This is a genomic window from Streptomyces sp. NPDC016309, assembly GCF_043077235.1.
Taxonomy (GTDB): domain Bacteria; phylum Actinomycetota; class Actinomycetes; order Streptomycetales; family Streptomycetaceae; genus Streptomyces.
The window spans coordinates 19,883-44,570 of record NZ_JBIBSG010000009.1; the positions used below are offsets into that span (position 1 = coordinate 19,883).

The window sequence follows — 24,688 nt, forward strand, 5'->3', positions numbered from 1 at the left end:
CCGGAGAGACCGTGAACGAGCCTACGCGTGCTGTCCGGTTTCCCTCACGGCGACGGCAATTCACTCATCCGTGGCGTCTCTCCGACGTTTGCCGCGTCAACCGCTGAGAGCTGCGTCACACTCCCTGCAATCGTGCAAGGGAGCAACGTACCCCTTTGCATCATCTCCACAGATCCTCCCGGCGCCCGCGCGCCCGGAGGACCTCACGAGGGGGGAACACATATGCATACTTTCCGACGCCGTGGCGCGAGAGCGGCGGGCTCGCTGCCGGCCGCGACGCTGCTGGTCACCGCGCTGCTCGCGACGGCCGTCCCGGCCGGGACCGCGTCCGCGGCCGAACCGGCGCCGCGCATCGACCTGACGGTGCTCGTGGTGGACGACGGCGGCGGCGCCGTGGGGGCGATCACTTCCGAACTCAAGGGTTCCGGGGTCCCGTACCGCACCGTCCGCCTCTCCGACTCCGCCCGCCCCGTCATCGACGCGGCGTTCCTGGCCGACACGGTCGACGGCCGGCCCCGCGCCAAGTACCAGGGCGTCGTCCTGCCCGACGAGGCGCCGACCGGCCTGTCGGAGGCCGAACGGACCGCCCTCGGCGCGTACGAGCAGAAGTTCGACGTGCCCCAGGTCGACGCCTACACCTGGTCCCACCCCGGCGTCGGCCTCGACTACACCAGCGAGGGCGGCCGCTCCGGCGTCCTCGACGGCGTCCGCACCGACGTGACCGCCGCCGGCAAGGCCGGCCCGTTCCGGTACCTCGACGGACCGCTCGCCTTCGAGGACAACGCCCCGGACGTCGCCGAGAGTTACGGGTACGCCGGCCGGCCCCGCGAGGGCTACACCAGCTACCTCGACGTCCCCACCGACGACGGCGGGCGGGCCAGCCTCATCGGCCAGTACGCCCACGACGGCCGGCGCGAACTGGTCGTCACCTTCGCCTACAACCAGCACCAGCGGCAGTTCCGCGCCCTGGCCCGCGGCATCGTGGAGTGGCTGACCGGAGGCGTCCACCTCGGCCGGAACCGCAACTACCTGTCCGTCCACATCGACGACGTCTTCGCCCCCGACGCCCGCTGGGACACCGCCCGCAACTGCACCCCCGGCGACTTCGACTGCGTCGGCGGCGACGGCGAGGGCACCACGCCCATCCGGATGACCGCGGCCGACGCCCAGTACGCCGCCCAGTGGCAGCGCTCCTCCGGCTTCACCCTCGACATGGTCTTCAACGCCGGAGCCGGCGAGGAGTGGAAGACCGAGAACGGCGGCACCGACCCGCTCGCCGCCCAGCTCGTCGCCGACCGCGCCCAGTACCGCTGGGTCAACCACACCTACACGCACCCCTTCCTCGGCTGCGTCCAGGACACCTCCACCGTCCCCTGGACCTGCGCCAAGGACGCGTACGGCAACACCCGGTACATGAGCCGGGCCGAGATCGCCGCCCAGATCCGCGACAACCACACCTGGGCCGTCAACCGCGGCATCGCCCTCGACCGCACCGAACTCGTCACCGGCGAGCACTCCGGCCTCAAGACGCTGCCGCAGCAGCCCGCCGACAACCCCAACCTGGCCGGCGCCCTCGCCGACACCGGCGTCAAGTGGATCGCCAGCGACAACTCCCGCGAGCCCCAGCAGCGTCCCGTCGGCGCCGCGAAGACCGTCCCGCGCCACCCGATGAACGTGTACTACAACGTCGGCACCGCCGCCGAGATGGCCGACGAGTACAACTGGATCTACGCCTCCAGGGAGGACGGCGGCAGCGGCGTCTGCGAGACCAACCCCGCCTCCACCTGCCTCGACGAGCCGCTCGACGTGACCACCGGGTACGCCTCGTACATCGTCCCGCAGGAGGCCCGCATCGCGCTGGGCCACGTCATCGCCAACGACCCCCGCCCGCACTACGTGCACCAGTCCAACCTCGCCGAGGACCGCATCCTCTACCCGGTCCTGGACCGGATCCTCACCGACTACCGCGCCCTGTTCGCCGACAACACCCCGATCGTCAACCCCCGCCACCGCGACGCCGGTACGGAACTCTCCCGCCGCGCGGCCTGGGACCAGGCCCTCGCGGCCGGGAAGGTCACCGCGTACCGCATCGGGAACACCGTCACCGTCAAGGCCCCGGCCGGAGTGACCGCCCCCGTCACCGCCCCCGAGGGAACCCGCAAGAACCTGTTCCTCGGCACGGCGGCGTTCGGCACCCCCTACGCCGGCGCCCGGTCGGCCTGGACCGCGCCCGAGGCGCTCCAGTCCGCGGTCACCCTCACGCTGCCGACCGCCTGACGCCCGACGCCAGTACCACTTCACATCCGGGGGGATCACCGATGCCGCGCAGCGGCCGCCATGTCACCATGCTCACCGAAGGCACCTACCCGCACGTCCACGGGGGCGTCAGCACCTGGTGCGACCAGCTCGTCCGGGGCATGCCCGAGGTCGACTTCCACGTCCTGGCCCTGACCGGCAGCGGCCGCGAGCCGGTCACCTGGGAGCTGCCGGCCAACCTCTACCGCCACACCTCGTTCCCGCTGTGGGGCCCGGCCCAGGGGCGCGGCCGGCCCCTGATCGGCCGGGACCGGCGCCGCTTCACCGACACCTGGGAACGCTTCCTGCTGTCGGTGCTCGACCCGTCGGCCGGCTGCGACTTCGCCGAAGGCCTGTACGCCCTGGCCGCGCTGGCCCGGCGCGGCAGGCTCTCGGCGGCCCTCCGGTCCGAGTCCGTCCTCCGCTCGCTGATGTGGATCTGGACGATGCCGCACCTCAAGACCGCGGCCGCCCGCCCCACCGTCCACGACGCCCTGACCGCCACCGACCTCCTCGAACACGCGCTGCGCCCGCTCGCCGCCCGCGTCCCCGACGACAGCGTCGCCCACGCCGTCTCCAGCGGCCTGGCCACCCTCCCCGCGCTCGCCGCCCAGCACTTCGACGGCGTGCCCTTCCTCCTCACCGAGCACGGCATCTACCTGCGCGAGCGCTACCTCGGCTACCGCAGTGCCGCCCAGCGCTGGCCCGTCAAGGCGCTGATGCTCGGCTTCTACCGGGAACTCAACACCCTCGGCTACCGCAAGGCCGACCTCATCACCCCCTGCAACCAGTACAACCGCCGCTGGGAGGAGCGGGGCGGCGCCCCCAGCGACCGCATCCGCACCGTCTACAACGGCGTCGACCCGCACGCCTTCCCCCTCGCCGGACCCGAACCGGACGTCCCCACCCTGAGCTGGTGCGGCCGTGTCGACCCCATCAAGGACCTGGAGACGCTCATCAGGGCGTACGCCATCGCCCGCGCCGAACTCCCGGAGCTGCGGCTGCGGTTGTTCGGCCCCGTCCCGGCCGGCAACGAGGACTACCGGACGCGGCTGGAGAAGCTCGCCGCCGAACGGGGCGTCACCGACGGCATCACCTACGAGGGCCGCGTCGACGACGTGGCGAGCGCCTACGCGGCGGGCAGCCTGGTGATGCTCTCCTCCATCAGCGAGGGGTTCCCCTTCTCGCTCATCGAAGCCATGTCCTGCGGCCGGGCCACCGTCTCCACCGACGTGGGCGGGGTACGGGAAGCGGTCGGCGACACCGGGCTGGTCGTCCCGCCCCGCGAGCCCGCGGTGATGGCCGAGGCCGTCCTCACCCTGCTGCGCGACGACGCGCGCCGCGCGGAACTGGGGCGGCGGGCCCGGCAGCGGGTCGTCGACCAGTTCACCCTCCGCCGCTCCGTCGACGGCTTCCGCCGCATCTACCGGGAACTGGCCGGGCACCCCGAGCCACGGCCGGCGGCCGACGACACCCGCGACTGGACCCTCCAGCTCCGCATCACCGACCCCTGGCGCGACCTCGGCGCCGAGGACGACCTCCTGACCGAGGAGGCGGCCTGATGAGCGGTTCCCTGTGGCTGAAGCCGGAGTCCGCCGGACTGGACACCCTGCCCGCCGTGCCCCGGCCCCGGCCCCGGCCGAGCTGGGCGGCCGCCGACCCCGTCGACGAGCTCACCACCCGGCTGGAGGACGTGATAGCGGCCGCCGTCCACCCCGACGAGATAGCGGCCGTTCTCGAATCCGACGGGATGTCCGACGACCACATACGCCTCACCTACGGCCGGGAGGACTCCTTCGCCCTCGCCGAGGACCTCTACGCGCGCGTGGAGCGGCGGTACCCCGAGCCGGAAGGACCACCCGCCGACCCCTGGCACACCGGCCTCGGCGGCTGCCTCCTGCGCGGCCTGGTCTTCGCCCTCCCCGGCCTGGCCTATGTGCTCGGCGCCCCGCTCCTGGCCGGCCCCACCGGGGTCCACGGCCTGCCCACCGGCACCGTCCCGCTGCTCGCCGGGGCGGTCACCGGCTGGGTGTGGAACCAGGCCCTGTCCCACCGCGCCCACTCCTGGCTCGGCCTCGGCGACCGCCGGGCCGCCATGCGCACCCTGCTCCTCGGCGCCCCGGCCGGCGCCCTCCTCGGGGCCCTGGTGGCCTTCGCGGCGGCGGCCGGACCGGGGGAGTGGGGCGGCGCCGCCTTCGCCGCCGGCCAGGCGGTGTACCTGGCCGCCGCGACCGTCCTGCTGGTGCTGGACGGGGAGAAGGCCCTGCTGGGCGCGCTGGCCCCGCTGATCGCCGGCACGCCCGCCGCCTACTGGCTCGGCCTCCCGGGCCCGGCCCGGGCGGCCCTGCTCGGCACCTCCCTGGCCCTGGCGGTCGCCCTCGCCGGACGTGCCCTGCTCCCAGGGCCGGCGCCCACGGGGGAGCGGGGCCCGCGGTCGCCGGAGCGGGAGCCGGGGCCGGCCCGGGACCCGGGGCGGGAGCGGCGCGGGGTGGCCGGGCCGCGGCTCGCCGCCTCCGTGCCGTACGGCCTGTTCGGGCTGGGCACCGGCGGGCTCGTCCTGTACGCCGCGATCGGTGACGTGCTGGGCGGGGGCGCGGCGGCGGGCGTGGCCGCGCCCACCGCCGTGGCGCTCACCCTGTCCATGGGGCCCGCCGAATGGCTGCTGCACCGGTTCCGCAGCGAGAGCCTCGCCGGGCTGCGGGCCTCCACCAGCACCGGCGCCTTCCGCCGGGCCACGGCCACCACGCTGGCGCTGTGCCTCACCGTCTACCTGGCGGTGCTGCTGGCCCTCGCCGTGACCGGCTCCCTGCTGTGGCCGGGCGCCCCCGACATCGGCGGCATCCGGCTCGCCTCGCTGCTGCTGATCGGTACGGTGCTGTGGGCCGCCCTGCTGCTCCAGTCGTTCGGGGCGGTGCTCAGCGCCTCGGTGGTCTGCGGGGCGGCGACCGCCGCGCAGACGGTGGCACTGGCGACCGGCACGGGGGACCCGGACCTGATCGGCGCGGGAGTCGCCGGGGTGGCCGCCGTGGTACTGGCCGTCCTGGGGGCCGTCCTGCTGGGGCGGGCGACCGCACACCGCACGTAGAAACAGAAGGAAACGCACGTGGACCTGCTGGTGCCCTACTACGAGCATCCCGCCGTACGCCCCGCGGAGTGGGACGCCCTGATCGCCGCCGCCCCGCTGCTGTACGGCGTGGTGCTCAACCCGGCGAGCGGCGCCGGCACGGCGCCCGACCCGGCGTTCGTCACGGTCGCGGACCGGCTGAGGGCGGCCGGCGTGTGCGTCCTCGGCTACACCGACACCGACTACGGCCGCCGGCCGCACGCCGACGTCCTCACCGACCTGGTCCGCCACCGCGACTGGTACGGCGCCGACGGCGCCTTCCTCGACCAGGTGCCCACCGACCCCGGGGCCGTCCCGCACTACCGGCGCCTGGGCGTGGCCGCCCGCGCGGCGGGCGCCGCCACCGTCGTCCTCAACCACGGCGCCCAGCCCCACCCCTCGTACGCCGAACTGGCCGACCTGCTCGTCACGTTCGAGGGCCCGTGGGACACCTACCGGGAGCTGGACCTGCCGGTGGCGGAGCACTTCTGCCACCTGGTGTACGCGGCCCCGGCGAGTGCACGCCTCTCCACCCGGGTGAAGTGCGCGGTCCCCGGCTCCGGGGCACATCCGTGGGGAACGCTCCCCCACGCCCTGGAGTGCCCGTGAAACGCCGCGTACCGCTCCTCATCGCCGCCCTGCTGCTGACGGCCGGCTGCACCTCCACCTCCGACGACGAGCCCGGCCCGCCGCGCGCCGGGCGCTGGCGGCCCACGCCCGGCCAGCCCTGGCAGTGGCAGCTCAGCGGACGCCTGGACATGTCGGTGGACGTGCCGGTGTACGACATCGACGGCTTCGACCACCCGGAGTCCACCGTCGCCGACCTGCACCGGCGCGGCCGCAAGGTGATCTGCTACCTGTCGACCGGCGCGTGGGAGGACTGGCGTCCCGACGCCGGGAAGTTCCCCCGGGCGGTGCTCGGGAAGGGCAACGGCTGGGAGGGCGAGAGATGGCTCGACATCCGCGCCACCGACGTCCTCGAACCGCTGATGGCCGACCGCCTGGACATGTGCCGGGACAAGGGCTTCGACGCGGTCGAGCCCGACAACATGGACGGCTACGCCAACCGCACCGGCTTCCCCCTCACGGCCGCCGACCAGCTCCGCTACAACCGCCTCGTCGCCCGCCTCGCGCACGACCGCGGCCTCGCGGTGGGCCTGAAGAACGACCTGGACCAGATCCCCCAGCTCCTGGACGACTTCGACTTCGCGGTCAACGAGCAGTGCGCCGAGCACGACGAGTGCCCGGCGCTCAGCCCGTTCATCGAGGCGGACAAGGCCGTGTTCCACGTGGAGTACGAGCTTCCGACGCACGCGTTCTGCCCGGAGGCCGAGCGGCTGCGGCTGAGCTCGATGCTGAAACGGTACGACCTGGGCGCCTGGCGGAAACCCTGCTGACGGCCCTAGGCCGTGTCCCTAGGCGGGGCTGACGTTCTCCGCCTGCGGACCCTTGGGCCCCTGGGTCACGTCGAACTGGACCTTCTGGCCCTCCTGGAGCTCACGGTACCCGGAGGCGTTGATCGCCGAGTAGTGGACGAACACATCGGGTCCGCCGCCGTCCTGCTCGATGAAACCGAAGCCCTTCTCGGGGTTGAACCACTTCACGGTGCCGGTAGACATGCTGATCGATCTCCTTCGTTCCTTCTTCCGCCGTCTACCGGGCTTCGAGGTACTTCAAACGCCGGTTCAGCCGAATGCGCCGAAGGTCAGGACGACCAGCGTCGCCGTGGCCGCGGTTTCCTCCACCGCGCCGAAGACATCACCGGTCACCCCGCCGAAGCGGCGCACGCAGCGGCCCAGCAGCCATTGGGCCGCCGCCAGGGCCCCCGCCGCCGCCACGACATGACGCAGCGCCCCGTACGGGCCGTCCAGCGCCGCGCCCGCCCCGGCCGCCGCGGCCAGGACCAGCAGGGCCACGGCCAGTGCGGCGCGCGCCGGGACGGTGCCCGCCACGACCGCGCCCAGCCCCTCGGGCCGGGCCGCCGGGACGCCGGCGCGGGAGGCGAGGGTGAGCGCCAGGCGGGCGACCGTGCCGGCGACGACCGCGCCCGCCGTGCCCTGCGCCCAGCCCCGGTCCGCGTACAGCTCGTGGAGCGCGGCGACCTGGGCGAGGAGCACGAACAGCAGGGTGATGACCCCGAACGGCCCGATGTCCGACTGCTTCATGATCCGCAGCGCGTCCTCGGCTGGCTTGCCGCTGCCCAGCCCGTCCGCGGTGTCGGCCAGCCCGTCCAGGTGCAGGCCCCGGGTCAGGACGGCGGGCACGGCGGCACACGCCACCGCGGCGAGCAGCGGCCCCCCGCCGGCCAGCCCGGTCAGGCCCCCGGCCGCCGCTGCCGCGGCGCCCACCACCAGTCCGGCGAACGGGGCCCACAGCATCCCGGCGCGGGCGGCCTCCCGGTCCCAGCGGGTCACCCGGACGGGCAGCACGGTGAGGGTGCCGAAGGCGAAACGTATGCCGTCGACGCTCGTACGGCCGCGGCTACGGGTGCGGGAAGTGGTCACCGCGCGCAGGGTAGTCGGTAGGACGCCGGAATCTGGAGCGGGTGGCATGGGGCACTGGTTCTACCGCAACATCGTCGAGCCGGGGAAGCTCCCGCTGCTGGTCGCCCTGGCGTCCTTCGTGCTGACCTTCCTGATCACCCGGACCGTCACCCGGCTGATCCGGGCGGGGAAGGGCCCCTTCCGCAACGTCCGGCCCGGCGGGCTGCACATCCACCACGTGGTGCCCGGCATCGTGCTCACCCTGATCGGTGGTTTCGGCGTGGTCGCGGTGGGGCGGCACGAGGCCGGGGCCATCGTCTTCGCGGTGCTCCTGGGGATGGGCGCGGGACTCGTCCTCGACGAGTTCGCGCTGATCCTCCACCTCGACGACGTCTACTGGACCGAGCAGGGCCGCCAGAGCGTGGAGGTCGTGGTCCTCACCACGGCGCTGCTCCTGCTGGTCCTCGCCGGCTTCTCGCCGTTCGGCGTCGACGAGGTCAGCCCGCAGGAGCGGCAGGGCCGGGGCAGTTTCATCCTCACCCTCGTCCTGAACTTCCTGTTCGTGCTCATCGCCCTGTTCAAGGGCAAGTTCAGGATGGCGATCCTCGGCCTGTTCCTGTCGCCGGTCGCCGTCTTCGGGGCACTGCGCCTGGCCCGGCCCGGCTCCCTGTGGGCCCGCCGTTTCTACCGCAACCGGCCCAGGGCCCGGGCGAAGGCGGGGCTGCGGGCCTTCCACCACGACCGGCGCTGGGACAGCGCCAGGCGCCGGTTCCAGGACCTGATCGCGGGCGCCCCCGACCGCGTACTGCCCTCGCGCCGCCAGCCGGACGCCGTCCCCCCGCCGTCCGGCGCCTCGGTGGACGTCCCCCCGTCGTCCGGCGCATCGGTGAAGGACCCTCCGCCGGACGGCCACCGGTCCGGCGACCGCCCGGCGGCCGGCGGTCCACCGGCCGACGACCCGCCGCCGGAACCCCCCGCCGGGGGCCCGCCCCCGCCCGGCCGGCGCTGACGCCACGACCCCACCGCGCAGACCACCAGCACCGCCGCGATCGCCGCCAGGTGCTCCTTGCCCGCCAGGTTGCACTTGACCAGCACCTCGACCACCATCGCCGCGATCACCGCACCGCCCGTCACCCAGGCCCGGTGACGCCAGCACAGGAACACCGCGAGCCCCACGACCGCCGCCGAGGGACCGGTGTCCACGACCCGTGCGTCCTCGGCGGGCAGCCCCAGCGGGCTGTCCGGGCCGAGCGCGATGCCCAGCCGGGCGTACATGGTCCCGGCCAGTGTCGCCGCGTACGCGATCAGCAGCGTCCGCCGCCGGCCCAGACACGTCTCGGCCAGCCCGAACACCACCAGCACCTGCGCCAGCGCGCCCCACACCGGCAGGTCGAGCGCCGGGACGAACAGCGACAGGGGGGTGCGCAGCAGCGCCGGCAGCAGCGGGTCCTCGGCCCGTACGGAACCTATTCGCTGGACGAACCCGTACCCCCAGGACTGGTTCTGCACGATCTGGAAGACGGCCGTCAGGCACACCGCCCCCAGCGTCATGGCGACCGCCCGCCACGACCGGGTCACCAGGGCCGTGCGCACGGCCGCGTACAGCGGCCCCCACTCGCGGCGGGCGAACCGTCTCAACGCCGTCGGCCTTCCAGGTGCCGGTGCATCCACTTGGGCAGGCCGGGAGCCTCCAGGAACCCCTCCGCGCGGCCTGCGGCCAGCCCGATGCGCAGCAGGTCGGAACTCTTCTCGAAGAGCATGAATCGCGGCTCCCAGATCGGTCGGTACTTGGCGTTGGCGCGGTACAGCGACTCGATCTGCCACCAGCGGGAGAAGAAGCTCAGCAGGGAGCGCCACAGTCGCAGCACGGGGCCCGCCCCGAGCTTCGCACCACGTTCGAAGACCGACCTGAACATCGCGAAGTTGAGCGAGACCTGCGTGATCCCGATCTCTCCGGCGCGCTGGAGGAGTTCGATGACCATGAACTCCACCAGGCCGTTCTCGGCGTTCCGGTCCCGCCGCATGAGGTCCAGCGACAGGCCCCGGGGCCCCCACGGCACGAAGGACAGCAGGGCGCGGGCCACGCCGTCGGCGTCGGAGCACTCCAGCATCACGCAGCGCCCGTCGGCCGGGTCGCCCAGCCGCCCCAGCGCCATCGAGAAGCCCCGCTCGGTGGCGCCGTCGCGCCAGTCGTCGGCCAGCTCCAGCAGGGCGGCCATCTCCGCGGGCGGGATGTCCTCGTGGCGGCGGATCCGCACCTGGTACCCGGCCCGCCGTACCCGGTTGTACGCCTGCCGGACGGTCCGCATCGCCCGCCCGTCCAGGGTGAACTCGGCCGTCTCCACGATCGCCTCGTCGCCCAGTTCCAGGGCGTCCAGGCCGTGCCGGGCGTAGACGGTGCCCGCCTCCTCGCCGGCACCCATCACGGCCGGGATCCAGCCGTGCTCCCGCGCCTCGGCCAGCCACGGTCCGATCGCCCCCGGCCAGGCCTCCGGGTCGCCGATGGGGTCGCCGGAGGCGAGCGAGACGCCGCTGACGACGCGGTAGGCGACGGCCGCCTTGCGGCTGGGCGACCACATCACGCTCTTCTCGCGGCGGAGCGCGAAGTAGCCGAGGGAGTCGCGCTCCCCGTGCCGTTCCAGCAGCGCCCGCAGGTCCGCCTCGTCCCCTTCGTCCAGCGGGTCGACGGCCCGGCGGGAGCGGAAGGCGGCGTACAGCACCGAGACCAGCAGCAGCGTGGACAGGATGTTGATGACGATGTCGACCCAGCCGGGCGTCACGATGTCGGGGGCGGTGTCGGTGGCGAGGGTGACCGAGCGCAGGACGCCGTAGCGCCACCGTTCGAGGAAGGTCGAGGCGGTGGTGTCGGTCGTGGTGACGAGCAGGGCGGCGAGCAGCGAGGTGACGAGCAGTCCGCCCACGGCCACCACCGTGGCCAGCCACGGATTGGAGCGGTCGCCCTTGGCGTAGAACTCGCGGCGGCCCAGCACCAGCGCCAGCACGAACGCGGCGGTCAGGACCAGGGAGACCCAGTTCTGCCCGTGCCCGCGGATCTCGGGGAACGCCATGGCGACGGCGAAGAGCAGCAGGAACAGGCCGCTGAGGACCAGGTTGAGGATCCACGCGGCGCGCTTGCGCCGGCGCATGGTGATCGCCAGGAAGAGCGTGAAGGCGCCGGAGGCGAAGCCGGCGGTCAGCAGGTACGGGGTGAAGTAGTCGTCCGAGTTGTGGCGCCGCAGGTCCTGGCCGAAGGAGACCCAGACGGCGCCGAGGAGGTTGACGAACGTGACGGCCCGCAGGTACCAGACGGCGAAGGCTGCGGAGCGCCGTGAGCGGGCGGTGCCGCCGGGTGCCGCGGCGGGGTGATCGGTGGACGCGGACAACCGGACCTCTCCCATGAAACGCGATCATATGGGGCATCGCATGACATGGCGGGCCACCGGTGCGGCCGCCCCCGCCGGGCCGGTGGGGGCGGCCGCACCGGGGTGCGCCTCAGTTCTCGCGCGGCAGATCCCGCTCCGGCAGATCCGCCGCGCCCTCCGCGCCCGCCGCGCCCGCCGCGTCCTCCGCGTCCTCCGCGTGGTCCTTTTCCGCCCGGTCCTTCTCGGGCAGCTCGGCCGCGAAGGCCGCCGCCGCCCGTACGAGGGGAAGTGCCAGCAATGCCCCGGTTCCTTCCCCTACGGTGACGCCATGGTCGAGCAGCGGGTTGAGCGCCATCCGGTCCAGCGCCTTCGACTGAGCCGGCTCCCCGCTCACCTGGCCCGCCAGCCACCAGTCCGGCGCCCGGAACGCCGCACGCTGCGCCACCAGCGCGCACGCCGCCGACACCACACCGTCCAGGATCACCGGCATCCGCCGCACCGCGCTCTGCAACAGGAACCCGGTCGTCGCCGCCAGGTCCGCCCCGCCGACCGCCGCCAGCAGCTCCAACTGGTCGCCCAGCACCGGCCGGGCGCGGCGCAGCGCGTCACGGATCGCCGCGCACTTGCGCATCCACGCCAGGTCGTCGATCCCCGCACCGCCCCGCCCCGTCACCACCGAGGCGTCCGTGCCGCACAGGGCGGCGATCAGCGTGGAGGCGGGGGTCGTGCCGCCCACGCTGAGGTCGCCGAGCACGACCAGATCGGTGCCCGAGTCGGCCTCCTCGTCGGCGATCGCCATCCCGAGCCGTACGGCCCGCTCGGCCTCCTCGGGGGTCAGGGCGTCCTCGACGTCGATGCGGCCGCTGCCGCGCCGCACCCGGTGCCGCACCACATCGGCGGGCAGCAGCTCCGGGTCGCAGTCCAGCCCGGCGTCCACGACGCGCACCGGCACGCCCGTGCACCGTGCCAGCACGGCCACCGGGCTCGCCCCGTCCAGCACGGCGCGCACCAGCTCGTACGTGCTTCCCGCGGGCCGGCCGGACACGTCCAGCCCGGCCACCCCGTGGTCACCGGCGAACAGCACCACGCGCGGCCGCTCCACGGGCCGCACCGGCACCGCCCCCTGCGCGGCCGACAGCCACTCGCCCAGCTCGTCGAGACGCCCGAGCGCCCCGGGCGGTACGACGAGACGCTCCCGGCGTTCCTCGGCGTCACGCCGCGTACCGCTGTCGGGGCGCTCGATCAGATCGGAGAAGTCGTCGAGATTCAGCCTGCTCATTCGCTGAACAGTACCGGTCACCCCCGCAGCACGAGGGCCTGCCCGGAGACCACCAGCAGCACGTGCTCGCACTCGTCGGCGAACGCCGCGTTCAGCCGCCCCAGCTCGTCCCGGAACCGCCTGCTGCCCGCGTCGGCGGGCACGATGCCGGCGCCCACTTCGTTCGTCACCGCGACCACCGTGCGGGGCGTGCCGCGCACCGCCGCGACCAGCTCCGCCACCCGCTCGCGCACCTCCCGCTCCCCGGTCGCGGCCCAGACGCCGTCGTCCCACGCCCCGGCCCGGTCCATCGCGTCGGTCAGCCACAGCGCCAGGCAGTCGATCAGCAGCGGCGGTCCGTCCTCGCGCAGCAGCGGGGCCAGTTCGCACGTCTCCTCCGTACGCCACGACCCCGGCCGCCGGTCCCGGTGGGCGGTCACCCGGGCCGCCCACTCGGTGTCGCCCTCCCGCTTGCCGCTCGTCGCCACGTACACCACGTCGGGAAACGCCTCCAGGCGCCGCTCGGCCTCCAGCGACTTGCCCGACCGGGCCCCGCCCGTGACCAGCGTGCGCCGGGGGACGTCGGGCACCTCGTGGTACTCGCCCACGACCAGCGTCGTCCCGTCCGGCACCGCCCGTGCCCCGGCCGCGGCCAGGCGCCGGTCCAGCTCGCCGCCGGACGGCACGTCGTGGTCCAGATGCGCCGCCACCACGTCGGTCGCCGGCCCCACGCCCCCGGCGGCCCGCAGCCGGGCCGGCCCGTCCGGCCGGGCGACCACGTCGGCGACCACCAGGTCGTACGGCCGCGCCGCCTCGGCGAACCCGGCCGGGGCGCCCCCGGGCGGCAGGTACAGCAGCCGCAGCCCCTCGGGCGACGTCACCTCGTACCCCGTACCGGGGGAGTCCATCGGCACGGCCCGCACCCGGTGCCCGCTGATCAGCGTCAGCTCCCGCCCGTCCGGCACCCGCCCCGCCGCGGGCAGCCCGGGCGGCAGCTCCAGCGCGGGCCCGTCGTGCGGGTGGGTGAGCAGCACCTGGCGTACGGCGGTCAGCGAATGCCCCGCCCGGGCGGCGGCCAGCGCCGCACCGGGCGTCAGGTCGAGCAGCAGCGCCCCGTCCACGAGCAGCGCCGTGGCGGCACGCGCCCGGCTGCCGCGGGCGGTGGCGCAGGCCGCGCAGGGGCAGTCGGGGCGGGGCAGGCCGTCGGGGGCGCCGGTACCGAGCAGTGTCACTTCCACGGGACGATCCTCCCGCGTCCCCGCGCGGGGTGCGCGCCCGGCTACGCTGCGGGCAGGAAACCGATCATCTGGAGGTCCACATGGCATGGACGTGGCGGTTCGAGGGGCCCGACGGCGCGGAGGTCCGGCCGGCGGTCGAGCCGGAGGAGTTTACCACGCAGGGCGACGCGGAGTCCTGGATCGGCGAGACCTGGAAGGACCTCCTGGACGGCGGCGCCGAACAGGTCACGCTCTTCGAGGACGGCACGGAGATCTACCGCATGAGCCTCCGCGCCGCGGCCGAGTCCTGACCACTGCCTGAAAGGGCGGGCCGCCCTCCGGGGCGCCCGCCCCCGGGCCCGCGCGGCGGCCCGGCGCCGCACCCGACGCGCCGGGCCCGCGCCGGGTGTCAGATCTCGCCCAGGGTGACCCGGGCCGTGGCCGGGCGGCCGCCGCGGGTGTAGGTCACCGTCACCTCGTCGCCCGGTTCCGCCGAGGCCAGGGCCTCCAGCAGGGACGTCATCGTGGTGATGGGAGTGCTGTTCAGCCGGGTGATGATGTCGCCCGCCCGGAGGCCCGCGTCCGCCGCCGCCCCGCCCCGCGACACCTCGACGATCGCGACGCCGCCCGGCCGGTAGTCGTCGGTCAGGACGGTACGGCCGGTGATGTTCAGGGCCGCCCGGCCCGAGTCCGTGACCCGCCCGGTCTTCACGATCTGGTCGACGACCGTCCGCACCATGGACGCGGGGATCGCGAACCCGATACCCGGCGCCGCGCTGCCACCGAGCTGCGGGTCGGCCGCTGCGAGCGTCGGGATGCCGATCACTTCGCTGTCCAGGTTGACCAGCGCGCCACCGCTGTTGCCCGGATTGATCGCGGCGGACGTCTGCACCATGTTGCCGATCGTCGCGCCCGTACCGCCGGCCGACCGGCTCTCGCTGACGGTCCGTCCGGTGGCCGAGACGATGCCCTGGGTGACGCTGCCGGACAGGCCCAGCGGCGAGCCCATGGCCAGGACGATCTGGCCGACCTCCACCTTCGACGAGTCGCCGAACGCCGCCGGCTTCAGCCCCGCGGGGCGCCGGGCCAGTTTGATGACGGCCAGGTCCTGCTCCGGGTAGCTGGACACCAGCTCGGCGGTCATGGGCTCCTCACCCGTCGCCACGGTGACCTTGAACGTCCGCTCCCCGCCGACGACGTGGGCGTTGGTGACGATGTGGCCCTGCTCGTCGTAGACGACGCCGGAGCCGAGGCTGTCCCGCGCCTCGATCTGCACGACCGACGGGAGGACGTTCCTGATCGCGTCGCGGTAGTCGTCCTCCAGCTCGGCCGCCCTGCCGGCCGTCCTCCCGGCGGCCCGCCCCGCCGCCGGCACCGCGGGTGCCGCCGCACGGGCCGTCGCCCCCGCGCCCGGCGACGACGGGCCGGCCGAGCAACCGCCCACCAGGGCGGCCGCGCACACCGCGGACGTCAGGGGCGCGAGCACACGAAGGGCATCCATGTCCGGAATATCCCTTTCGCCCCGGCGGCACGGCGCCCGCTGCGCACCCGTCCAGGGGGTCCCTCGGGTCACCCCCCGGCGGTCGCCCCCGGCACCCGGTCCGTCAGCCCCGCACCCCGCACAGGTGCAGCAGCGCCGCCACCCGGCGGTACGGATCGGTGCGGCCCGCGCGGTCCTCGGCGGCCAGCAGCCGCTCCAGCTCCTCCGCGGCGGGGAGCCCCTCCTCGTTGGGCACGTTGTCGGTGAAGACCCGCACCCCGTACCAGGCCTGGAGCGGCGCCGCGATCCCGGCGAGCGTCGCCGTCAGCGTCTCCAGCCGGTCGGCCCGCACCGGCAGCCCGAGCCGGTTGACGTAGGCGTCCGACTCGAACGCCGCCAGCGTGCCCGGCCAGTCCCCGGCCAGCCCCGGCCGCATGGCCAGCGCGTCCGCGTTCCGTACGAGCAGCGACAGCAGACCGCCGGGCGCCAGCATCCGGGCGAGCCCCGCCAGCATGGCGTCGGGCTCCTCCACGTACATCAGCACACCGTGGCACAGCACCACGTCGAAGCTGCCCGGCAGGAAGTGCACACCGGTCTCCCGGCCGTCCCCCTCGATCAGCCGGACCCGCTCCCGGATGCCCGCCGGCTCCGACGCCAGCGCCTCCCGGGCGGCCTTCAGCATCTCCGGGTCGGACTCCAGGCCGGTGAGGGTGTGCCCGGCCCGGGCCAGGCGCAGCGCCTGGGTGCCCTGGCCCATGCCGACGTCGAGTATCCGCAGCCGCTGCCCCACCGGGTAGCGGGCGGCTATCTGCTCGTCGAGCTGGCGTGCGACGAGCTCCTGGCGGACCGTGTTGCGCAGTCCGCCGAGCCCGCCCAGCCACTCCGCCCCCGCGCCTCCGAAGCCGGAGACCAGGCTGGTCAGGGCCGCTCTCCGCGCTTGACCTGCGGCTTGGGCAGCCGCAGCCGGCGCAGTTGGAGCGTACGCATCAGGCCGTACGCCACGGCGCCGCGCTTGGGCTCGTCCGGGTAGCGCGCGTTGAGCTGCTTCTTCAGCCGGATGGAGATGCCGATCGAGTCGACCACGATCAGGGCGATCACGGCGAGCCACAGCAGCAGGGCGGTGTTCTTCACCTGCGTGTTCGGCAGGCTGGACAGCACCAGGATCACGACCGCCAGCGGCAGGAAGAACTCGGCGACACAGAAGCGCGAGTCCACGAAGTCGCGGACGAAGCGGCGGACCGGACCCTTGTCCCGGGCCGGCAGATATCGCTCGTCGCCGCTTGCCAGTGCCTGGCGCTGCTTGGCGAGGTCCGCGCGGCGCGCCTCGCGCTGCCGGCGCATGGCCTCCTTGCGGTCGGTCGGCACGGTCTGTGCACGGCGGCGCTGCGTCTGGGCCTCACTCCGCTTCGGGGTCGGGCGGCCCTTGGGGGCCTGGGGATCGCGGGGCTGCTTGGAGAGGTCCGCCGTCACCTGGTCGGTGGGGGCCTTCTCATCCTTCGAACGGCTACGGAACACAAAGCCCAAGGGTACGGGGTGCGCCGCATGGACCCCAGCCCGGCGGGGAACGATCCGGCAACGGCCTGCGTCCCCCGGAGAGGGATCCCTACTCCTTGCGCCGGAGCGAAGCCGCCCGCAGTCGTCCTTGGGGAGGAGCGCATCGGCGCCCGAACAGTGCGGTAATGGATGTGGGGCCCGTACTGTGGGTTCTGTTGGGTGCTGGAGCCGAAGTCCGTCAGAAGGGGGCGCGCGAAGCCCATGAGCGGTGTCATGAAGCGTATGGGGATGATCTTCCGCGCGAAGGCAAACAAGGCCCTTGACCGGGCCGAGGATCCGCGCGAGACCCTCGATTACTCGTACCAGAAGCAGCTCGAGCTGCTTCAGAAGGTACGCCGCGGCGTCGCCGACGTGGCGACCTCGCGCAAGCGCCTGGAGCTTCAGCTCAACCAGCTCCAGGGGCAGTCCGCCAAGCTGGAGGACCAGGGCCGCAAGGCGCTGGCGCTCGGCCGTGAGGACCTGGCGCGCGAGGCGCTGTCCCGCCGGGCCGCGCTCCAGCAGCAGGTCACGGACCTGGAGACGCAGCACCAGACCCTCCAGGGCGAGGAGGAGAAGCTGACGCTCGCCGCCCAGCGCCTCCAGGCCAAGGTCGACGCCTTCCGTACGAAGAAGGAGACCATCAAGGCCACGTACACCGCCGCCCAGGCGCAGACCCGGATCGCCGAGTCGTTCTCCGGCATCTCGGAGGAGATGAGCGACGTCGGCGTCGCCATCCAGCGCGCCGAGGACAAGACCGCGCAGCTCCAGGCGCGGGCCGGCGCGATCGACGAACTGCTCGCCTCGGGCGCGCTGGACGACCAGTCCGGCCTCCAGAAGGACGACCTCCAGGCCGAGCTGGACCGCCTGTCGGGCGGTACGGACGTCGAGCTGGAGCTCCAGCGCATGAAGGCCGAGCTGGCCGGCGGCACCACCCCGCAGCAGGCCATCGAGGGCGGTGCCGGCACCCCGCAGGACCAGGCCCGGCAGCAGTCGCAGTCCCCGACCCGGTTCGACAAGAGTTAAGGACGGCGCGTCATGATCGTCAGGATCATGGGGGAGGGCCAGGTGAGGCTGGCGGACAGCCACTTCGCCGAGCTCAACAAGCTGGACGACGAACTGCTCGGGGAGATGGAGGGCGGCGACGGCGAGGGCTTCCGCCGCACCCTCCACGCCCTGCTGGACACGGTGCGCCAACTCGGCGAGCCCTTGCCGGACGACGCGCTCGAACCCTCCGAACTGATCCTGCCGGCCCCGGACGCGACGCTCGAAGAGGTCCGCGCCATGCTCTCCGACGACGGCCTGATCCCCGGCTGACCCTCCGGCCCCCACCTGTGCCCCTCCCCGCCCGGCCGGGGAGGGGCACACGTGCGTCCCCCCCCTCGGGGCCCGCCCCCGCCGGGGGGTCATCACGGTCCCCGGCAGGACGTACCGTCTTCTTCCGTGACCACCCTCGAGAACCGGATCGTGCGCGGCCGGGCCTGGATGCGCGAGCACCCGCTGGCGTTCGACGGCGTCCTGGCGCTCGGCGCGCTGCTGTGCATGGTCGCCGGATCGTTCGTCGACCGGCACGGCGGGCCGCACGGCGGGCCCGACTTCGGCGGCCGTACGCCCGGCGCGGTCAGCGTGCTGCTGATGGTGACGGGCGCGGCGGCGCTGGTCCTCCGGCGCCGCAATCCGCTGGGCGTCCTGGTGTTCACCGGCGTGGTCACGCTCGTCGAGCACATCGCCCAGGACCCGCCCGCCCCCGTCGCCATGAGCGCCGTGGTCGCCCTCTACACCGTCGCGTCGCGCACCGACCGCCCCACCACCTGGCGCGTCGGGCTGCTGACGATGACCCTCCTGACGGGCGCCGCGATGCTGTTCGGCTCCGCGCCCTGGTACACCCAGGAGAACCTGGGCGTCTTCGCCTGGACCGGCATGGCCGCCGCCGCCGGTGACGCCGTCCGCAGCCGCCGCGCCTTCGTGGACGCCATCCGCGAGCGCGCCGACCGCGCCGAGCGCACCCGCGAGGAGGAGGCCCGCCGCCGGGTCGCCGAGGAACGCCTCCGCATCGCGCGGGACCTGCACGACGTCGTGGCCCACCACATCGCGCTGGTCAACGTGCAGGCGGGCGTCGCCGCCCACGTCATGGACAAGCGCCCCGACCAGGCCAAGGAGGCCCTCGCGCACGTGCGCGAGGCCAGCCGCTCCGCCCTCAACGAACTGCGCGCCACCGTCGGCCTGCTCCGCCAGAGCGGCGACCCCGAGGCGCCCACCGAACCCGCCCCCGGCCTCGGCGTCCTGGACGAGCTGCTGGACACCTTCCGCCACGCCGGCCTCCCGGTGGAGCTGGCCCGCACCGACCAGGGCCTCCCGCTCCCGGCGGCCGTCGACCTGGCCGCGTACCGCATCATCCAGGAGGCGCTGACCAACGTGCGCAAGCACGCCGGCCCGGGCGCCAGGGCCGAGGTGAGCGTCGTACGGGTCGGCCGGACCGTCGAGGTGACGGTCCTCGACGACGGCGCGCCCGGCGGGGCCCTACCCGGCGACGGCACCCCCGCCGACGGCGGCGGCCACGGCCTCCTCGGCATGCGCGAACGCGTCACCGCCCTCGGTGGCGCCCTCACCGCCGCCCCCCGCTACGGAGGCGGGTTCCGGGTCCAGGCGATACTGCCCGTCACGGCAGGGACAGGGGAGGCCACATGACCATCAGGGTGCTGCTCGCCGACGACCAGGCACTGCTCCGCAGCGCGTTCAAGGTCCTCGTGGACTCCGAGCCCGACATGGAGGTCGTGGGGGAGGCGGCGGACGGCGCGGAGGCCGTCGCGCTCGCCCGCTCGCGGCGGGCCGACGTCGTGCTGATGGACATCCGCATGCCCGGCACGGACGGTCTCGCCGCCACCCGCCTGATCAGCGCCGACCCGGACCTGGCCGGCGTCCGTGTGGTCATGCTGACCACCTTCGAGGTGGACGAGTACGTGGTGCAGTCGCTGCGCGCCGGGGCGTCCGGCTTCCTCGGCAAGGGCGCCGAGCCGGAGGAACTGCTGAACGCCATCCGCATCGCCGCCGCCGGGGAGGCGCTCCTGTCGCCCGTCGCCACCAAGGGCCTGATCGCCACGTTCCTGGCGCAGAGCGGCCACGCGGACGGCGCCGCGGGGGACGGACGGGCCTACTCCGAGCGGCTGGCCGCGCTGACCGTCCGCGAGCGGGAGGTCCTCGTCCTGGTCGCGGGCGGCCTGTCCAACGACGAGATCGCCGAGCGGCTGGAGGTCAGCCCGCTGACGATCAAGACGCACGTCAACCGGGCGATGGCCAAGCTCGGAGCCCGCGACCGCGCCCAGCTCGTCGTCACCGCCTACGAGTCAGGGTTGGTCCGCCCCAGGGTGGAGTGACCGCGTACCGCCGTGTACTCCGTTCGGTGTATGCGGGGCATAAGCAAACGGGACCTGGGGGCGACGGAACCCTCCCCTCCGTGGCTGATCGTATGAATACCCGCCGATCCGCCACAGAAGAGAGACCCCATGTCCTGGCTGTCCAGATTCAGCCTCGCGCAACGGGCCCTGATAGGGCTGATGTCGATCGTGGCGATCGTCTTCGGAGCGATCGCCATCCCCCAGCTCAAGCAACAGCTCCTGCCCTCCATCGAACTGCCGATGGTGTCGGTCCTCGCCCCCTATCAGGGCGCGTCCCCCGACGTGGTCGAGAAGCAGGTCGTCGAGCCGCTCGAAAGCTCCATCAAGGCGGTCGACGGCATCAAGGGCGTCACCTCCACCGCCAGCGAGGGCAACGCCCTCATCATGGCCACCTTCGACTACGGCGACGAGGGCACCAAGCAGCTCGTCGCCGACGTCCAGCAGGCCGTCAACCGGGCCGGCGCCCAGCTCCCCGACACCGTGGACCCGCAGGTGATCGCCGGCTCGACCGACGACATCCCGACCGTCGTCCTCGCCGTCACCTCGGGCAAGGACCAGCAGGCCCTGGCCGACCAGCTCGAGCGGACCGTCGTCCCGGCGCTGGAGGACATCGAAGGCGTCGGCCAGGTGTCGATCGAAGGCGTCCAGGACCTCCAGGTCTCCGTCACCCCGGACGACCGGAAGCTCGCGGCGGCCGGTCTGAACGCCATGACGCTGTCCGAGGCCCTCCAGGCGGGCGGCGCCACGGTACCGGCGGGCTCCTTCTCCGAAGCGGGCAAGAGCCGCACGGTCCAGGTCGGCGGCGGCTTCACCTCGCTGAAGCAGATCGAGAACCTGAGGATCAAGCCGGAGAAGGGCGACCCGGTACGCCTCGGCGACGTCGCCACCGTGAAGCAGGAGGAGTCCCGGCGGGTCTCCCTCACCCGGACCAACGGCAAGCCGAGCCTCGCGGTCATGGCCACCATGGACAAGGACGGCAGCGCCGTCGCCATCTCCGAGGCGGTCAAGGCCGAGCTGCCCGAGCTGCGCGAGGACCTGGGCGCCGGCGCCGAACTCACCGTCGTCTCCGACCAGGGCCCGGCGGTCTCCAAGTCGATCTCCGGCCTGACCACCGAGGGCGCGCTCGGCCTCCTCTTCGCCGTGATCGTCATCCTGGTCTTCCTCGCCTCCCTCCGCTCCACCCTGGTCACCGCGGTCTCCATCCCGCTGTCCGTGGTCCTCGCCCTGATCGTCCTGTGGACCCGTGACCTGTCGCTCAACATGCTCACCCTGGGCGCGCTGACCATCGCGATCGGCCGGGTCGTCGACGACTCGATCGTGGTCCTGGAGAACATCAAGCGGCACCTCGGCTACGGCGAGGAGCGGCAGACCGCCATCCTCACCGCGGTGCGCGAAGTGGCCGGCGCGGTCACCTCCTCCACCCTCACCACCGTCGCCGTCTTCCTCCCGATCGGCCTGGTCGGCGGCATGGTGGGCGAGCTGTTCGGCTCGTTCTCCCTCACCGTCACCGCGGCCCTGCTCGCCTCGCTGCTCGTCTCGCTGACCGTTGTGCCGGTCCTGTCGTACTGGTTCCTGCGCGCCCCCAAGGGGACGTCCACGGACCCGGACCGGGCGCGCCGCGAGGCCGAGGAGAAGGAGAACCGCAGCGTCCTCCAGCGCGTGTACGTCCCGGTGCTCCGCTTCGCCACCCGCCGCCGGGTCACCAGCGTGGTCCTCGCGCTCGTCATCCTCGTGGGCACCTTCGGCATGGCCCCGCTGCTGAAGACCAACTTCTTCGACCAGGGCGAGCAGGAGGTCCTGTCCATCAAGCAGGAGCTGCCCGCCGGCACCAGCCTGGAGGCGGCCGACGCGGCCGCGAAGAAGGTGGAGAAGGTTCTCGCGTCGACCGACGAGGTCAAGGACTACCAGGTCACCGTCGGCTCGTCCGGCTTCATGGCGGCCTTCGGCGGCGGTACGGGTGCCAACCAGGCCTCGTACCAGGTCACGCTCACGGACTCCGGCGCCTACGAGAAGGCCCGGGACCACATCGACGCCGAGCTGGGCAAGCTCGACGGCATCGGCGACACCACCATCGCGGCGGGCGACGGCTTCGGCAACCAGGACCTCAGCGTCGTGGTGAAGGCGGCGGACGAGGCCACCCTCAAGCGGGCCTCCGAGCAGGTCCGCGCGGAGGTCGCCGAGCTCAAGGACGTCACCGACGTCCAGAGCGACCTGTCGCAGTCCGTCCCGCGCATCTCGGTCAAGGCCAACGCCAAGGCCGCCCCGGCGGGCTTCACCGACGCCACCCTCGGCATGGCGGTCGCCCAGGCCGTACGCGGCACCCCGGCGGGCAAGGCGATCCTGAACGACACCGAGCGGGACGTCGTCGTCACCTCCGCCGCGCCCGCGACAACGCTGGCCCAGCTCCAGCGGCTGCCCCTCGGCCCGGTGAAGCTCGGCGACGTCGCCGACGTGAAGCTGGTGCCCGGCCCGGTCTCGATGACCCGCATCGACGGCGCCCGCGCCGCGACCATCACGGCCAAGCCCACCGGTGACAACACGGGCGCGGTCAGCGCCGACCTCCAGTCGAAGATCAACGCGCTCGACCTCCCGGAGGGGGCCACCGCCTCCATCGGCGGCGTCTCCGAGGACCAGGAAGAGGCCTTCGCCAACCTGGGCCTGGCGATGCTCGCGGCGATCGCGATCGTCTTCATGCTCCTGGTCGCGACCTTCAAGTCCCTGGTCCAGCCGCTGATCCTGCTGGTCTCCATCCCGTTCGCGGCCACCGGCGCGGTCGGCCTGCTGATCGCCACGGGCACGCCGATGGGCGTCCCGGCGATGATCGGCATGCTGATGCTCATCGGCATCGTGGTCACCAACGCGATCGTGCTGATCGACCTGATCAACCAGTACCGGGCCCAGGGGCTCGGGGTCGTCGAATCGGTCATCGAGGGCGGCCGCCACCGCCTCCGCCCGATCCTGATGACCGCCCTGGCGACGATCTTCGCCCTGCTCCCGATGGCGCTCGGCGTCACCGGCGAGGGCGGCTTCATCGCCAAGCCGCTGGCGGTCGTGGTGATCGGCGGTCTGGTGACCTCCACGCTGCTCACCCTGGTGCTGGTCCCGACGCTGTACGCGATGGTGGAGCTCCGCAAGGAACGCCGCCGCGCCAAGCGGGCCGCCAAGCGCGCGGCGAAGTCGGCCCCCTCCGAGGAGAGGACCCCGACCCCGGCCAACGCCTAAAAGGCCCGCCTTACAGGGCCGTCACGCGCCGAAGGGGCGCCCCCGCGACGACGCGGGGGCGCCCCTTCGGCACAGTGACGGCGACGGCCTACGGCAGCGCGAGCATCCGCTCCAGCGCCAGCTTGGCGAAGCTCTCCGTCTCCCGGTCGACCGTGATCCGGTTGACCAGGTTCCCCTCGGCCAGCGACTCCAGCGCCCACACCAGGTGCGGCAGGTCGATCCGGTTCATGGTCGAGCAGAAGCAGACCGTCTTGTCGAGGAAGACGATCTCCTTGCCCTCGTCGGCGAAACGGTTCGCCAGTCGCCGGACCAGGTTCAGTTCGGTGCCGATCGCCCACTTCGAGCCGGCCGGCGCCGCCTCCAGGGTGTTGATGATGTACTCGGTCGAGCCGACGTAGTCCGCCGCCGCCACGACCTCGTGCCGGCACTCGGGGTGCACGAGCACGTTCACCCCGGGGATCCGCTCCCGCACGTCGTTCACCGAGTCGAGCGAGAAGCGGCCGTGCACGGAGCAGTGGCCCCGCCACAGGATCATCCTGGCGTTCCGCAGTTCCTCCGCCGTCAGCCCGCCGTTCGGCTTGTGCGGGTTGTAGAGGACGCAGTCCTCCAGGGACATGCCCATGTCCCGGACGGCGGTGTTGCGCCCCAGGTGCTGGTCCGGCAGGAAGAGGACCTTCTCGCCCTGCTCGAAGGCCCAGTCCAGCGCCTTCTTGGCGTTGGAGGAGGTGCAGATCGTCCCGCCGTGCTTCCCGGTGAAGGCCTTGATGTCCGCCGAGGAGTTCATGTACGACACCGGGACGGTCACGTCCGCGACGCCCGCCTCCGTCAGCACGTCCCAGCACTCGGCGACCTGCTCGGCCGTCGCCATGTCGGCCATGGAACACCCGGCCGCCAGGTCGGGCAGCACGACCTTCTGGTCGTCCGTGGTGAGGATGTCGGCCGACTCGGCCATGAAGTGCACACCGCAGAAGACGATGTACTCCGCCTCCGGCCGCGCCGCCGCGTCGCGCGCGAGCTTGAAGGAGTCACCGGTGACGTCCGCGAACTGGATGACCTCGTCGCGCTGGTAGTGGTGCCCCAGGACGAAGACCTTGTCGCCCAGCTTCTCCTTGGCCGCGCGGGCGCGCTCGACCAGGTCGGGGTCGGAGGGGGAGGGGAGGTCACCGGGGCACTCGACTCCCCGCTCGCTCTTCGGGTCGGCCTCGCGGCCGAGCAGCAGCAGGGCGAGGGGCGACGGCTGGACGTCCAGGGGCTGGGCGGTGGTCACGTCACGCACCCTTTCTTTTCTGCGGAGAGCCTTTTCGTCTAAATGACGCTATCTATCATAACCGCTTCACGTCACT

General features: G+C 73.3%; 20 protein-coding genes and 2 pseudogenes. 12 read left to right on the forward strand and 10 right to left on the reverse strand.

Features of this window, described 5'->3' with window-relative positions; genetic code table 11:
• Nucleotides 1-222 precede the first annotated feature (222 nt).
• From ACF068_RS22610 to ACF068_RS22630, 5 genes are read left to right on the forward strand one after another with little or no spacing between them, the layout of a single operon-like run.
• Complete coding sequence (locus ACF068_RS22610) at nt 223-2,277, forward strand: hypothetical protein (RefSeq protein WP_392276083.1); 2,055 nt, start codon at nt 223-225, stop codon at nt 2,275-2,277.
• Between the two features lie 41 nt (nt 2,278-2,318).
• Nucleotides 2,319-3,857, forward strand: a complete 1,539-nt coding sequence (gene pelF, locus ACF068_RS22615; RefSeq protein WP_392276084.1) for a GT4 family glycosyltransferase PelF — start codon at nt 2,319-2,321, stop codon at nt 3,855-3,857.
• Nucleotides 3,857-5,380, forward strand: coding sequence for a hypothetical protein (locus tag ACF068_RS22620; RefSeq protein WP_392276085.1), 1,524 nt, complete (start codon nt 3,857-3,859; stop codon nt 5,378-5,380). Before pelF ends, ACF068_RS22620 begins: the two co-directional genes overlap by 1 nt.
• Before the next feature lie 18 nt (nt 5,381-5,398).
• Nucleotides 5,399-6,007: a spherulation-specific family 4 protein gene (locus ACF068_RS22625; protein WP_392276086.1), complete on the forward strand. Its 609-nt coding sequence runs from the start codon at nt 5,399-5,401 to the stop codon at nt 6,005-6,007.
• Nucleotides 6,004-6,795 carry an endo alpha-1,4 polygalactosaminidase gene (locus tag ACF068_RS22630; protein ID WP_392276087.1) on the forward strand — a complete coding sequence of 264 codons (792 nt, stop codon included), beginning with the start codon at nt 6,004-6,006 and terminating at the stop codon, nt 6,793-6,795. The genes ACF068_RS22625 and ACF068_RS22630 overlap by 4 nt, the downstream gene beginning before the upstream one ends.
• Nucleotides 6,796-6,813: 18 nt before the next feature.
• On the opposite strand, the gene ACF068_RS22635 is transcribed toward ACF068_RS22630, so the two are convergent.
• Entirely contained in the window at nt 6,814-7,017 is a 204-nt protein-coding gene (locus tag ACF068_RS22635; protein ID WP_392276088.1) for a cold-shock protein, read from the reverse strand.
• A 66-nt stretch (nt 7,018-7,083) separates the two neighbouring features.
• Complete coding sequence (locus ACF068_RS22640) at nt 7,084-7,911, reverse strand: adenosylcobinamide-GDP ribazoletransferase (protein WP_392276413.1); 828 nt, start codon at nt 7,909-7,911, stop codon at nt 7,084-7,086.
• Between the two features lie 37 nt (nt 7,912-7,948).
• On the opposite strand from ACF068_RS22640, the pseudogene ACF068_RS22645 reads away from it, so the two are divergent.
• Nucleotides 7,949-8,692 (forward strand): annotated as a pseudogene (locus ACF068_RS22645) (hypothetical protein); the annotation flags it as partial.
• A gap of 128 nt (nt 8,693-8,820) precedes the next feature.
• On the opposite strand, the pseudogene ACF068_RS22650 reads toward ACF068_RS22645, so the two are convergent.
• From ACF068_RS22650 to ACF068_RS22665, 4 genes and pseudogenes are all read right to left on the reverse strand, one after another.
• A pseudogene (locus tag ACF068_RS22650) lies at nt 8,821-9,432 on the reverse strand (hypothetical protein); the annotation flags it as partial.
• 83 nt (nt 9,433-9,515) lie between these two features.
• A complete protein-coding gene (locus ACF068_RS22655; protein ID WP_392276089.1) occupies nt 9,516-11,279 on the reverse strand; it encodes a phosphatidylglycerol lysyltransferase domain-containing protein in 1,764 nt (587 codons plus the stop codon).
• Between the two features lie 94 nt (nt 11,280-11,373).
• The gene (gene cobT / locus ACF068_RS22660; protein ID WP_392276090.1) at nt 11,374-12,522 is read right to left on the reverse strand and encodes a nicotinate-nucleotide--dimethylbenzimidazole phosphoribosyltransferase; all 1,149 of its coding nucleotides are present in this window, start codon (nt 12,520-12,522) and stop codon (nt 11,374-11,376) included.
• 17 nt (nt 12,523-12,539) lie between these two features.
• The gene (locus ACF068_RS22665; RefSeq protein WP_392276091.1) at nt 12,540-13,739 is read right to left on the reverse strand and encodes a bifunctional adenosylcobinamide kinase/adenosylcobinamide-phosphate guanylyltransferase; all 1,200 of its coding nucleotides are present in this window, start codon (nt 13,737-13,739) and stop codon (nt 12,540-12,542) included.
• Nucleotides 13,740-13,819: 80 nt separating this feature from the next.
• On the opposite strand from ACF068_RS22665, the gene ACF068_RS22670 reads away from it, so the two are divergent.
• Nucleotides 13,820-14,029, forward strand: a complete 210-nt coding sequence (locus ACF068_RS22670; protein ID WP_392276092.1) for a hypothetical protein — start codon at nt 13,820-13,822, stop codon at nt 14,027-14,029.
• Between the two features lie 98 nt (nt 14,030-14,127).
• Here ACF068_RS22670 and ACF068_RS22675 read toward each other — a convergent pair whose 3' ends face one another.
• The 3 genes from ACF068_RS22675 to ACF068_RS22685 all read right to left on the reverse strand — a co-directional run bounded on the left by ACF068_RS22675 (nt 14,128) and on the right by ACF068_RS22685 (nt 16,713).
• Nucleotides 14,128-15,219: a S1C family serine protease gene (locus tag ACF068_RS22675; RefSeq protein ID WP_392276093.1), complete on the reverse strand. Its 1,092-nt coding sequence runs from the start codon at nt 15,217-15,219 to the stop codon at nt 14,128-14,130.
• A gap of 103 nt (nt 15,220-15,322) precedes the next feature.
• A complete protein-coding gene (locus tag ACF068_RS22680) occupies nt 15,323-16,075 on the reverse strand; it encodes a class I SAM-dependent methyltransferase (protein WP_392276414.1) in 753 nt (250 codons plus the stop codon).
• Between the two features lie 41 nt (nt 16,076-16,116).
• Entirely contained in the window at nt 16,117-16,713 is a 597-nt protein-coding gene (locus ACF068_RS22685; RefSeq protein WP_392276094.1) for a DUF3043 domain-containing protein, read from the reverse strand.
• Nucleotides 16,714-16,953: 240 nt separating this feature from the next.
• On the opposite strand from ACF068_RS22685, the gene ACF068_RS22690 reads away from it, so the two are divergent.
• The 5 genes from ACF068_RS22690 (at nt 16,954) to ACF068_RS22710 (ending at nt 23,345) form a co-directional block, all read left to right on the forward strand.
• Complete coding sequence (locus ACF068_RS22690; protein ID WP_392276095.1) at nt 16,954-17,754, forward strand: PspA/IM30 family protein; 801 nt, start codon at nt 16,954-16,956, stop codon at nt 17,752-17,754.
• A gap of 12 nt (nt 17,755-17,766) precedes the next feature.
• Nucleotides 17,767-18,045 carry a hypothetical protein gene (locus ACF068_RS22695; protein ID WP_392276096.1) on the forward strand — a complete coding sequence of 93 codons (279 nt, stop codon included), beginning with the start codon at nt 17,767-17,769 and terminating at the stop codon, nt 18,043-18,045.
• A 168-nt stretch (nt 18,046-18,213) separates the two neighbouring features.
• Complete coding sequence (locus ACF068_RS22700) at nt 18,214-19,416, forward strand: sensor histidine kinase (RefSeq protein WP_392276415.1); 1,203 nt, start codon at nt 18,214-18,216, stop codon at nt 19,414-19,416.
• Nucleotides 19,413-20,102, forward strand: a complete 690-nt coding sequence (locus ACF068_RS22705; protein ID WP_392276097.1) for a response regulator — start codon at nt 19,413-19,415, stop codon at nt 20,100-20,102. The genes ACF068_RS22700 and ACF068_RS22705 overlap by 4 nt, the downstream gene beginning before the upstream one ends.
• 129 nt (nt 20,103-20,231) lie before the next feature.
• Nucleotides 20,232-23,345, forward strand: coding sequence for an efflux RND transporter permease subunit (locus tag ACF068_RS22710; RefSeq protein WP_392276098.1), 3,114 nt, complete (start codon nt 20,232-20,234; stop codon nt 23,343-23,345).
• Between the two features lie 88 nt (nt 23,346-23,433).
• On the opposite strand, the gene nadA is transcribed toward ACF068_RS22710, so the two are convergent.
• Nucleotides 23,434-24,621, reverse strand: a complete 1,188-nt coding sequence (gene nadA / locus ACF068_RS22715; protein ID WP_392276099.1) for a quinolinate synthase NadA — start codon at nt 24,619-24,621, stop codon at nt 23,434-23,436.
• Nucleotides 24,622-24,688: the final 67 nt, after the last annotated feature.

Bases quoted from the DNA above. Each gene is read 5' to 3' on its own strand.
- ACF068_RS22610 (WP_392276083.1), top strand. From the start codon at position 223: ATGCATACTTTCCGACGCCGTGGCGCGAGAGCGGCGGGCTCGCTGCCG.
- pelF (WP_392276084.1), top strand. From the start codon at position 2,319: ATGCCGCGCAGCGGCCGCCATGTCACCATGCTCACCGAAGGCACCTAC.
- ACF068_RS22620 (WP_392276085.1), top strand. From the start codon at position 3,857: ATGAGCGGTTCCCTGTGGCTGAAGCCGGAGTCCGCCGGACTGGACACC.
- ACF068_RS22635 (WP_392276088.1), bottom strand. From the start codon at position 7,017: ATGTCTACCGGCACCGTGAAGTGGTTCAACCCCGAGAAGGGCTTCGGT.
- ACF068_RS22655 (WP_392276089.1), bottom strand. From the start codon at position 11,279: ATGGGAGAGGTCCGGTTGTCCGCGTCCACCGATCACCCCGCCGCGGCA.
- cobT (WP_392276090.1), bottom strand. From the start codon at position 12,522: ATGAGCAGGCTGAATCTCGACGACTTCTCCGATCTGATCGAGCGCCCC.
- ACF068_RS22670 (WP_392276092.1), top strand. From the start codon at position 13,820: ATGGCATGGACGTGGCGGTTCGAGGGGCCCGACGGCGCGGAGGTCCGG.
- ACF068_RS22675 (WP_392276093.1), bottom strand. From the start codon at position 15,219: ATGGATGCCCTTCGTGTGCTCGCGCCCCTGACGTCCGCGGTGTGCGCG.
- ACF068_RS22690 (WP_392276095.1), top strand. From the start codon at position 16,954: ATGAGCGGTGTCATGAAGCGTATGGGGATGATCTTCCGCGCGAAGGCA.
- ACF068_RS22695 (WP_392276096.1), top strand. From the start codon at position 17,767: ATGATCGTCAGGATCATGGGGGAGGGCCAGGTGAGGCTGGCGGACAGC.
- ACF068_RS22700 (WP_392276415.1), top strand. From the start codon at position 18,214: ATGCGCGAGCACCCGCTGGCGTTCGACGGCGTCCTGGCGCTCGGCGCG.
- ACF068_RS22705 (WP_392276097.1), top strand. From the start codon at position 19,413: ATGACCATCAGGGTGCTGCTCGCCGACGACCAGGCACTGCTCCGCAGC.
- ACF068_RS22710 (WP_392276098.1), top strand. From the start codon at position 20,232: ATGTCCTGGCTGTCCAGATTCAGCCTCGCGCAACGGGCCCTGATAGGG.